This window comes from Paraburkholderia sp. RL18-085-BIA-A (genome assembly GCF_046027075.1).
Classification (GTDB): Bacteria; Pseudomonadota; Gammaproteobacteria; order Burkholderiales; family Burkholderiaceae; genus Paraburkholderia.
In genome coordinates this window covers 65,026-75,306 of record NZ_JARESU010000029.1, presented here as the reverse complement: position 1 = coordinate 75,306, position 10,281 = coordinate 65,026, and the positions used below count along the sequence as shown (strand labels likewise).

Below are 10,281 nucleotides of genomic sequence, written 5' to 3'. Positions count from 1 at the left end.
GCCAATGATCATCATGCCCTCCTGTCGTCGCGCCTCACTGATTGCGCGAGTCATCGCGTTACTGACGCTGTCTGCACTTACCACCGCCTCGTTCGCGACAGATCCGAACCAGTCGCAGATTTCAGCGCCTTCCGGTGACGGCTGGCAGCTACTGTCTGGCGCTCCTTCGGCGCCTACCGCCTCAGTTGCAGCGATCAACCCGTTGCAGGCGAAAGCCGGGCAGGTGGGTATGCCGCCCATGTTGACCACCACGCCCACGCAGGTCAGCGGGGCGCCGGCGGCCGCCACTTTGCGCGCCGGGCAAAGCTCGTACGGCGTGGCGCCTGTCGTGCTTCCCGGCGCCGTTGGTGCGCCTCCCTCAGGCGTACTGACGCTTGCGATCACGCCGCAGGACATCAACCTGCGTAACGCGCTCGATCGCTGGTTGCAGCAACAGGGATGGCAACTGGCCTGGAAGATTGACGACGACCTGCCGCTCGAATTCAACGCAACGTTCAGTGGTGACTTTGACTCCGTGCTGACGCAGGTCATGCGTGCGACCAATCACATGCGGACACCCACCCGTGTTTGCGAACACACCAACAATGTCATTCGCGTGGTTGCCCGCGCGGCGAACTGCCAGGATTAACCGACGATGCGATCGAACCGTCTTCAAGCTGCTGTATCCCTTCTCGTGGCGTCAATCCTGACGGGATGCACCGTGACGCAGTCCGACGTGAACCGCGCCTACGATGCAGCTTCCCAGGAAGCTACACGGGCGATGGCCAACCAGGGCGATTCGATGTCGCTCGTTGAACACGTGCAAACCGCCTTCCTCGGCGACCGACTTGTGCCAGTCGCGTATGAAGCGACCTTGCCGGCAGTATTTCGAGAAAAAACAGTCACGTTCCCTGCGAACCTGCCGATAACGAAGATCGCGACTCTCGTCTCGGACGCTTCGGGGTATCCGGTTCATCTAAGTCCAGACGTTTTCATTCCGCGCGACGCATTGATCGAAACGGTCGCGCCGGGCGGTGCGCAATCCGGCGGGGTGGGCAGGGGCGCCACTGGCAGCGTCGAACCGATCTATCGCCAGCCTGGGAATGAAAAGATTGGTCCGTATCTGCGTAGCGTCACGGAAGACCTGGGGCTGGCCTGGGATTTCGACGGTTCGACGATCAACATTTCTCGCTTCGTTACCCGCACCTTCCAGATCGCCGCGATTCCGGGGACCGTGAACATCAAATCGTCAATGTCGAAGGGCACGGACACGTCGACGGGCACTCAATCGACGGGCACCGGAACGACTAGCGCCAACACGGGCTCCTTCGCGGCAGTGACGTCGACTGGCCGCGACGGCAAGTTCGACCAGATCGACCTGATCACGAAGGAACTGGAAGGCCTTTGTACCCCGATGGGCAAGGTTAGGGTGAATCCGCATAGTCGCCTCGTCATCGTGCGCGACACGAAGGAAGCCGTTGATCGCATGAGCATGGTGCTCACGCGCGAAAACGCTATTTCGACCCGTCAGGTTTCGGTCCGCGTACGCACACTCCAGATCGCACTGAACAACGGCACACAGGCAGGCCTGAGTGCGGATGTCGTGTTCAACGCCATCTCGGATGGGCTGGCGAAATACTCGATCACCTTTGCTTCGCCGACTTCGCTGGCGACTGCCGCTGGCTCCGTGGGCCTCTCTGTTCTTAAGCCAAACACGCCTTTCACAGGCACGAACGCCGTCATCAATGGCCTCAATACGTTCGGCAAAACGATCTCGGACAATACCCAGACCAAGATGACCTTGAATGGTCTGCCGATGTCGATCGGCTCGTTCGAGACAAAGGGTTATCTCGCATCTACAACGCCGTCGACGGGATCTATCAGTGGTACGGCGGGCGCACCAGGCCTTACGCCTGGATCCGTGACCGTGGGTGACTTCGTCAATATTCTGCCGGCGGTGAACGACCACAACCAGATCGTGCTGTCGTACTGGAGCGACAGCTCGAAACTCAACGGACCGTTCACGACGATCGGAACCGGCTCGGGCGCGTCTTCGCAACAGATCCAGTTGCCGGATATCGTTGGCAGCAAGGACGATCAGACAATCGCCTTGTCTGACGGACAGACCGTCGTTATGTACGGTGCAGTCACGAACAACTATGACGGATCAAGCAACACCGGGATTGGCGGACTGAGCGGCGCGTGGAATAAAGCGAAGACATTCCAGGTGATCATGCTGACGGCGAACGTGGTTCCGTCGATGTGAGCCACAGCATGTTTTTCGAGACCATTCCCAACGAAAAGAAGGCGAAACTCGTATTCGGCCTCGAGTGGCGCGCCTACGCCACGAAGGGCGGTACGTCCGAGCGACGCCGCTATGCGCAGGATTTCGCCGCAACACACTATGCCGAAATCAGAGGCAAGGAGGAGACGGTCGCCGGATTCTGCGCGCCTGAACCGGGCGAACGCAAGGGCGTGAAGCTCTACTCGGCAGCGGCTCGCATTGCGCTGCTCGAGCGCGTACGCGCGAAGCCTGCAGTACTTGTCCTGATTCAGGACAGCCAGCGAGTGCATGTCGTACTGGTTGTGCGAGGTACGGTTCGCACCGACGAGGACGTCTCGTTGAGCGCACTGGCGGCCCGGCGCGAGGCACTCGAAGACGAGTGCGAAAAGGATCGGGTCGCGCTTGTTACGCTGGGTTACGGCGCCGATCTTGGCGACGTTGATGAGCCGTTCGCTGTTAATGAACTGCTTCTCGGCAAAGGCGTCGGGCTGATCAGGAAACTGCCGGTCAAAGTGCCCAAGGCGGTTCCTCTACTCGTTATTGGTATCGCGGCAATCTACGGCTTCAGTCAGGCGATGGACTTTATCAATCCGCCGCCGCCTCCTGCGCCACCGCCTCCGACCTATATGCAGGAGTATCAGGGCGCGGTGGCGCGCGCCTTCGCCGGCCCCGTGCCGCTCGCCTCACTGCTCGCTCCGAAGCTGATGGAAGCGTTCGGCGCGCAGGAAACAAACCGGCGTGGCTGGCAGGTTGAAAAGGCGTCATGCGGTATTGCCGGGGCGTGTTCAATTCTCTACAAGCGCGAAGGCGGCACGTTCAGGGACTTCGACGCGAATGCCCTTCCCGCGATGCGCCCGGTCGTGTTCCAGAAAGATGGACTGCGCCTGCAGACCGCAGGCCCGGCAGTTCCCGCTGTGAAGAAGGTTTCGTTGTCGCAGGCGAGGGAATGGCCGACAGAGCAAGTGCTGATAAGGCAACTGCAGACCGATCCGCAACGCCTCTCGACCAGACCCGATGCGCTGGAGAGTCACGGCTACGTCGTGACACTGCAGCCTCCGCAGCGGCTTCTCGCCCGTCAGCCAACTGTGAGCGAAGTGACGGGCCCGATTGTTCAGGCGGGCGACTGGCAGATCGATGGCTATATGTGGCAATCACCTTTACTCGCGCGGTTGCCGGACAGCATGTCTCTCACGACGCTCGAGCTCGAACTCAAGGACGACGGCACCGGCGTCCATTTCACGGCGAAGGGAAAATACTATGTTCTTCAATAAGGTCGCCTGGCAGGTCGCGGCATCTCTTTGTGTGCTGGGTCTTGGCCTCGCACATGCCGACGAAAAACATCTCACGCTTGACGACATTGATGGACTCGCACGTCAGAAGCTGGTCGACTCAATGCGCAAGACGGAAGGCGGCCAACCTGCGGCACAGGGTGTCGGCCTGAACGCTCCGCTTACCACACAGCCTCCAGCGACTCCGGATGGGACGCCCCCAACAGTGCCGAAAGTAGTGAAGCGCGCGCCCGTCAAGACGGCTACGCCCATCAAATTTGTAGGCGCATACAGCGACATGAGCGGGTCGCACGTTCTCTATGACTATCAGGGTGGGATCTATCCGGCGCAACGCGGCGAAAAGCTGCTCAACGGATGGACCGTCACGCGCGTCGATGGCTATCAGGTCACGGTCTCCGAAGGGAAGCGAACGTGGACGGAAGTGATCTCGACGCCGTCGACGTCTCCCACGGTTGTGGACGGTCCCGCCGTGCAGGCCATCACGGACCTCGGTGGTCCGCTCCCGATGGGCGTGCCAGTGGGCGGTTCCCCCACCATCACGATTGGGAGGTGAGACATGGGAATTTTTAGCAGTAGCGAGAGCGACGTCGAGCACGCGAATGGCGGGTTCCTGAAGCGTCTGCGCGGCGCCCGGACGACCAGCTTCGCCGAGCCGGGCCTCTCCGCGGCCGTGCAGGGAAACGAGCCGCGGTTCAAGGCAACTCCGAAGGCGATCAATCCGAGCGTGTCTTTCCTTGGTCGCAAGCTGTCAGGCGATGACGTTGAAGACGTTGAGGCGTTCACGGAGACCCCCGGACTTGCACCGTCGACGACTCAGCGGGCGCCGATTTCGCCGAACGACGAAGGCTTGTCGGAGGCGGCAACTCGCAACTCCGGACCTGAAGTTGCAGTGCAAGACATTGCCGCGCCGGCGACCTGTCTGGGCGACGCCTATGCAGAAGGCGAAAGGGCGCTGCAGGAGCTTGACAGGCTGATCGCTGCACAGTCGCATCCTGCGCCTGCGCCTGCGCCTGCGCCTGCGCCTGCGCCTGCGCCTGCGCCCGCGCCCGCGCCCGCGTCTACGACTACGGCTACGGCTACAGAGACTCCTCCTGACGCTGCTGCGGGCACGGACGCAGCGGCACGAAAGCCGGATCACGGTCATGAAGCGGGCGTGTCGACGCGGTTAGCTCAGGCTGGCGGCGCCGACGCACCGGGTGAAAGTCACGCCCTGGTTGCTCCACTTGCCGTTGGGTCGAGAGGCCCTCTCGCTGAGATTGATGAGGACGATCTTGAGCCGACCGCAGGGTCGAGCGGCCGGCCGGCTCTTGTCTCTGCCGACGCGCTGCCCGATTTCAAGCGGATTCTCACGGGCGTCGATGCCGACTCGACGTTGCGGGTGCCAGCAGCCGCGCGCAAGGAATTCGTCGCCGTTGAGATTCAGCCTGGTATTGCAATTGTGGCCGCCACGGCGCGCTTTAGCGAGCGAGCGCAGTTTGCAACCTTCCTGAAGGATCTGGCATCGCACGATCTCATCGTTCAGGAAGAGATGATCGCGACCGAGCAGGTTATCGCGACCATCTACGAGGGAAAGCGGGATCGTTCGCTGTCTGGAGAGCGGGAAGCATCACGTGCGATCGGCAACTTCCGCGACATCATCGAGGCCGCGCACGCATACGGCGCAAGCGACGTTCACTTCGAACCGCGTGACTTTCGCGGAGAAGTCGAGGTGCGATTCCGGGTGAACGGTGATCTGTACACCTATCGGCGCCTGCCCAAAAACATCGTCCGTCGCGCGCTATCGGCGGCATATTCGGACCTCGTACAAAAGAACACCAACTCGGGCAATTCATTCCAGCCGAGCGCTCCACAGTCTGCCATGATCCCGCTCGTTCTCGGGCGTGACACCATCAACCTGCGTTGGCAGTCAGCGCCGGCAGTGGGCGGTTACGACGTGGGTTTGCGGCTGCTCGACGGTAATTTCAAGCACTTCTCGGTGCTTATGCCCGATCAGATGGGACTAGCGCCCAGCCAGCTGCGGCTGATCGACTCGCTCAACTATGTGAGCGGCGGGATCACGGCGCTGACGGGCGAGACGGGGTCTGGCAAGACTACCTTGCTGCGCGCGCTCTCGTACATGCTGCCCGACCGCGAACTCAAGAAGCAGTTCGCCGTCAGCGAGCCGTCCGAGTACCCGTTGCCGTGGCTTACCGAGATTTCGATCATCCGCCGCCCCGACGAATCCGACGACGAGGCGAACCGCAAATACGCGGAAGTGATCCGCACGCTCATGCGGATGGATCCGGACGACGTGACGATTTCAGAAGTTCGCGATCGTGTGGTGATGGGACTGGTTTCTGAGCTTGCACTGACCGGCCACCCGGTGCGGTTCTCGCTACACGCCGGAGACATTATCTCCGCGGTCATGCGCATGGCCGGTGGCCGCCTGCAGTTGCCGATCGACGAACTGGCGGCAGAAGGATTCATCAACGCCGTCGGCAACCAGAAACTCGTCCCCACCTTGTGCCCACACTGCAAGCTGCCCGCCGAAGACGTGATGTCACCGCACGAACTCGAGCTGCTGCGCTCCAAGTTCGGCCTTGATACATCGAAGATGGCCTGCCGCAGCCATGAAGGCTGCCAGCACTGCCGGCTGGATGGTCTGCTATCGCGCGACGGAAAGGTCGCGGGCGGGACGAAGCGCCCGACGCTGGTGGCCGAGTTGTACCGTCCGACGCCGGAGTTCCGCGAGCGAATCGCAAAGCGGGACTGGAGCGGGGCACGCGAAGTGTGGCGCCGCGAACGCACAACCACGTTCGATAACGAGGACATGGCCGGAAAGACCCTCTATGAACACGCTCTTTTCAAGGTTTCCCGCGGCGAAATCGACCCACAATTCATTAACCGTTCGATGCAGTCGTTCGCGCAATACCGCGTGATGCCGGGTGCTGACGGAAAACTGTAACGAGGGTGATGCGTCATGTTGAGTTCGTTGATCGCCAGGTTCCCTGAGGCGACGCAGATGCGGATCGCACGTTGGCGTTTCCAGAGCGTGCGAGAGACCTTCTATAAGGAAACCCGTCTGGATATTGAGAAGAAGGGGCTCCGGGACGTGGAGACCTTGCGTGAACGTCTCGAGACCTATGAGAACCGCAACCGCAAGCGCGACCGCATCGAGTGGAAGGTCTTTGCGCGAGTCCGTGAGCGACTCGTGAAGGGTGACTCGTTTTCCGCCGCGATCAAACCGTTCATTCCAGGCGACGAATACACGCTGTTCGATATCGCGGACGAGTCAACGCAGAAGGACGCGGTAGCCCGAGGTTTCGAGCTTGCCGAGATGGCTGCGTTTGCAAAGCGCACGCTGTCATCACAGACCACGCTGCAGGTGGCGTACCCGACGTTTCTGCTGATCTATCTGTACGGGTTCTGCATGATGTTCGGCGGCATGATCTACCCGCAGGTTGTCGAGATCAAGCCGTTGGAGCAATGGCCCGATGTCGGCCGCCTGCTGTTCCATATTGACACTTTTGCCTACGAGTACTGGTGGATTTCGGCCTCGCTGATTATCGGAATGATTGCGTTGTACTTTTACACGTTGAAGCGCTGGGTCGGGCCGCTGCGCAACCGGTTCGACAAATTTCCGCTCATGTGGCGCAACCGTCGTGACATGCGCGCTGCGCTGCTGATTGTGTCGCTGGCCGGGCTGTTCGATTCCAATCTGACTTTGCGGGCAGCTATTAACCGGGTGGCGCAATCCTCGGACCCATGGATGCGCTGGCATCTGACCACGATGAGCAAGCGTCTCACGCAGCGTCCCGATCAGCCGATGCGGGCTCTTGACACTGGCATCTTCTCGGAAATGATCGTAGACACCATTACCGATGCAGCGGGCCGTGACCAGTTTGAAGCGGCGATCAAGTCGCTTGGTCGCGATTCGCTTACGCGTGTGGTCGAGGCCGTAAAGCGAAACGCGCGGCTGACGCATTACGTGCTGCTCTGTTTTGCGGTGATCACCTTTCTGACCATCGGTGTCGGTTCGTATGTCGTCACAGGAGCCGTGAACATGAGCGGCGGCATCCCGACAGCCGGCGCGCAGTAAGCGCTCGACCTGCAGTTTCATTTTCAGCCACGTCAACTGGCGTTAACTTTGGGAGAAGATTTATGCAACAAGAAATGACTAAGGCCAGCCGTTTGCGTTTGCTCCAGATGGCTCGACGCAGGAAACAGTCGGGCGAACTGTCGCTGATCGAGGCGGGTGCCTACATGGCGGGCGCCGCGCTCCTGGCGATCGCGGTGATCAAGGGTGGGGCTTATGTCTACACCCTGATCAAGTCGTCGCAGTTCACGAGCGAGGCGCAGATGTTCCATACGGGCATGCTGAATGCCACACAGAACGACGCCGACTTCTCCACTGAGACACTGACTACGCTTGCCACGAACCGGGCGTTCGACGCGGCAGGCTCACGGCTGGCGTCGGACAAGTCCTCGTTGAAGGGTATCTTTAACCAGCCAGTGACGATCTCGGTCGGTACGCTGGCCACGGCCAATGACTCGCTCATCATGTCCTATCAGGTCCCCGCGGCGGTATGTTCGATGAGTGTGGCCGCGTTGACAAACACGTATTCGCAGGTGGCAGCGAACGGAACGACCCTCGCCGGTCCCACGACGACTTTCAGCAGCAACACGGCGGGTACAGCCTGTGAAGCGGGAGGCGCATACGCGACGTTGCAGCTTTACACGTCGCGCACGTAATCCGGGGCGGCTATGGGCAGCTTGCTGGAAATGATGATCGTGCTGCTGGGCTCAGCGATTCTGACTGTGCAGGCGATCAAGGCGGATGTCACGGATAAGCGTGCGACGATGCTGTCGATCGAAGGTCAGAACGAAGCGACGCTCGTTAGCGCGTTCGAAGGCTGGATCTCAGACAACTTCGGGACGATCCTCTCGCAGTACACGGCGTCGGGAAATGTATCGACGTTGACGCCGCCAACAATCGCGCAACTCGTCGCGGCAGGTAATCTGAAGCAGACGCATAGCGCAGGACCGTTCTGGGGCGGCTCGTATGCGACCTCCATGACGATGATACCCGCCGGCTGCACGCAGGCGGCGGGCAACTGCCGCGTGGCTTTCACGATGTATCCGTCGAAGCCCTTGCTCAAGGGGGGGCAGCCTGACGTAGGCGGTGCAGCCCAGGTGGCTCAGGCTGGCTCAAAGCTGGCCGGGACAAGCCAGTTTGGCTATTCGAATTCCCAGAACCCGGCCGTGATCGGTGGCATCAACGGATCGTTCACAACCGCCAATCCGCTTGGTGCTAAGGCAGCGACAATCCTGGCGACGAACGGTCCCAACGATGATGGTAGTTCAGTTTATATCCGGCGCGATGGGAGTCTTACGTGGACGGGCGACCAGAACGTCAATCACGTCAGTCTGCACAACGTTCACAATCTTGACGCAGAAGGAACGGTGAGCGCCGCGAATGTTGGCGCAACGGGCGCTGTGGCCGCAAGCGGTGCCGTAGCTGCGGGCACGACCGTTACTGCTGGTACGACCGTTACTGCTGGTACGACCGTTACTGCGGGGACGACGGTCGGAACAGGGAACGTTGGTTGGCCACGAACGGCGTGCCCGAAGGCCAATGTCATGACGGGCGCGAGTGACAACTCGGGACTGATGCTCTCGTGCCAGAACCTGTCGGGCGTTCTGCAATGGATGCCGATTGGCGGACCGAAGCTCTGGTACGGCTACATCGCTATCCCTTCGGGCGCCGGTACGTTTGTGCCGAGTCCTGTGTGCCCTGCGGGCGGCACGCCAGGGATCGTGGTGACCGGCCAAAGCACGTTTACCGATCCTACCGCCGCGATCAATTACCCGACCGCTGGAACGGGCCCATGGACGGTCTTCATCACGGACGGCAGCGGCACTGTGATACCTGGCACCGCCGTGGCTTCCACGTTTTGTTCTTATTGAGCGGAGAAAAGGATGAGCCTGACAAAGGCGATTATCAGGATTGCACTGGTTGTCTGCACGGTGCTGGGCAGCCACGCCGCAATTGCAGGTCCCGTTAGGTGTTCAGTCAACAACCAGGATTCGACCTGCATCGGTCAGATCACGACGGCATGGCAGACCGCGCCCACGTGTCCCAGTACACCTGGCTATACGACGGTTGCGGCAGCGCAGTGGATCGGATCGCAATACTCGGCACCACAGTGCAACTATCAAGCTCCGCCGAGTTGCCCGGCTGGCTTTAATCAGACCAGTGCACCTAGCTGGAACGGTTCCAGCTGGGTAGGCCTTGGCTGCGCTGCTCCGCCTCCATCGGTAGTCACCCCTCAGCAGCAAGCATCCGCATGTCTCGCTGCGATGAATTCGATGAGTCCCCTGGGCGGTCCGTTCGGGAACCTGTTTATGTCCGGCCCGATGACTGGCCAAGGGCAAGATCAGTACAACATTGCCGTGGCTCCGCTCATGGCTATGGTCAACAGCGGCGGTTATAACCTTAGTATTGTTCGCACGTCAGGGACGCCGCCAGCTTCTGGCACTAACGACTTATGGGTCAACCAGGCCGGTGGCGACAACGGATTCTGTTGGCTTTCGCCCGGTACGACCAACGTCATTGCCGTGACATATATGCGCGACGACGCCAACAACGGCGGTCCAAACTAAGCCTGTCGCGATCAGACGGTGGCTGCCGCCGCTCCCTGGTCATTCGCTGATAGCAGAAACAAAGAAGCCGCTCAAGTGAGCGGCTTC

9 protein-coding genes are annotated in these 10,281 nt (G+C 60.6%); all 9 read left to right on the top strand.

Annotated features, from left to right (window positions below):
- Positions 1 to 4 precede the first annotated feature (4 nt).
- On the top strand, positions 5 to 628 hold the full coding sequence (locus P0D89_RS21035; protein WP_408366181.1) for a toxin co-regulated pilus biosynthesis Q family protein: 624 nt from the start codon (positions 5 to 7) through the stop codon (positions 626 to 628).
- Positions 629 to 634: 6 nt separating this feature from the next.
- Positions 635 to 2,245: a type II secretory pathway protein gene (locus P0D89_RS21030; protein ID WP_408366179.1), complete on the top strand. Its 1,611-nt coding sequence runs from the start codon at positions 635 to 637 to the stop codon at positions 2,243 to 2,245.
- An 8-nt stretch (positions 2,246 to 2,253) separates the two neighbouring features.
- Entirely contained in the window at positions 2,254 to 3,534 is a 1,281-nt protein-coding gene (locus P0D89_RS21025; RefSeq protein WP_408366177.1) for a hypothetical protein, read from the top strand.
- Positions 3,521 to 4,105: a hypothetical protein gene (locus P0D89_RS21020; RefSeq protein WP_408366175.1), complete on the top strand. Its 585-nt coding sequence runs from the start codon at positions 3,521 to 3,523 to the stop codon at positions 4,103 to 4,105. The genes P0D89_RS21025 and P0D89_RS21020 overlap by 14 nt, the downstream gene beginning before the upstream one ends.
- 3 nt (positions 4,106 to 4,108) lie before the next feature.
- A complete protein-coding gene (locus P0D89_RS21015; RefSeq protein ID WP_408377149.1) occupies positions 4,109 to 6,496 on the top strand; it encodes a GspE/PulE family protein in 2,388 nt (795 codons plus the stop codon).
- A gap of 15 nt (positions 6,497 to 6,511) precedes the next feature.
- Positions 6,512 to 7,630, top strand: a complete 1,119-nt coding sequence (locus P0D89_RS21010; protein WP_408377147.1) for a type II secretion system F family protein — start codon at positions 6,512 to 6,514, stop codon at positions 7,628 to 7,630.
- 74 nt (positions 7,631 to 7,704) lie between these two features.
- The gene (locus tag P0D89_RS21005) at positions 7,705 to 8,283 is read left to right on the top strand and encodes a hypothetical protein (protein WP_408366169.1); all 579 of its coding nucleotides are present in this window, start codon (positions 7,705 to 7,707) and stop codon (positions 8,281 to 8,283) included.
- 12 nt (positions 8,284 to 8,295) lie between these two features.
- A complete protein-coding gene (locus tag P0D89_RS21000) occupies positions 8,296 to 9,498 on the top strand; it encodes a hypothetical protein (RefSeq protein WP_408366167.1) in 1,203 nt (400 codons plus the stop codon).
- A 12-nt stretch (positions 9,499 to 9,510) separates the two neighbouring features.
- The gene (locus P0D89_RS20995) at positions 9,511 to 10,194 is read left to right on the top strand and encodes a hypothetical protein (RefSeq protein ID WP_408366165.1); all 684 of its coding nucleotides are present in this window, start codon (positions 9,511 to 9,513) and stop codon (positions 10,192 to 10,194) included.
- Positions 10,195 to 10,281: the final 87 nt, after the last annotated feature.

What these genes read in the sequence shown, in the direction of transcription:
- P0D89_RS21010 (WP_408377147.1), top strand. Translation starts at nt 6,512, where the DNA reads ATGTTGAGTTCGTTGATCGCCAGGTTCCCTGAGGCGACGCAGATGCGG.
- P0D89_RS21005 (WP_408366169.1), top strand. Translation starts at nt 7,705, where the DNA reads ATGACTAAGGCCAGCCGTTTGCGTTTGCTCCAGATGGCTCGACGCAGG.
- P0D89_RS20995 (WP_408366165.1), top strand. Translation starts at nt 9,511, where the DNA reads ATGAGCCTGACAAAGGCGATTATCAGGATTGCACTGGTTGTCTGCACG.
- P0D89_RS21020 (WP_408366175.1), top strand. Translation starts at nt 3,521, where the DNA reads ATGTTCTTCAATAAGGTCGCCTGGCAGGTCGCGGCATCTCTTTGTGTG.
- P0D89_RS21000 (WP_408366167.1), top strand. Translation starts at nt 8,296, where the DNA reads ATGGGCAGCTTGCTGGAAATGATGATCGTGCTGCTGGGCTCAGCGATT.
- P0D89_RS21025 (WP_408366177.1), top strand. Translation starts at nt 2,254, where the DNA reads ATGTTTTTCGAGACCATTCCCAACGAAAAGAAGGCGAAACTCGTATTC.
- P0D89_RS21035 (WP_408366181.1), top strand. Translation starts at nt 5, where the DNA reads ATGATCATCATGCCCTCCTGTCGTCGCGCCTCACTGATTGCGCGAGTC.
- P0D89_RS21030 (WP_408366179.1), top strand. Translation starts at nt 635, where the DNA reads ATGCGATCGAACCGTCTTCAAGCTGCTGTATCCCTTCTCGTGGCGTCA.
- P0D89_RS21015 (WP_408377149.1), top strand. Translation starts at nt 4,109, where the DNA reads ATGGGAATTTTTAGCAGTAGCGAGAGCGACGTCGAGCACGCGAATGGC.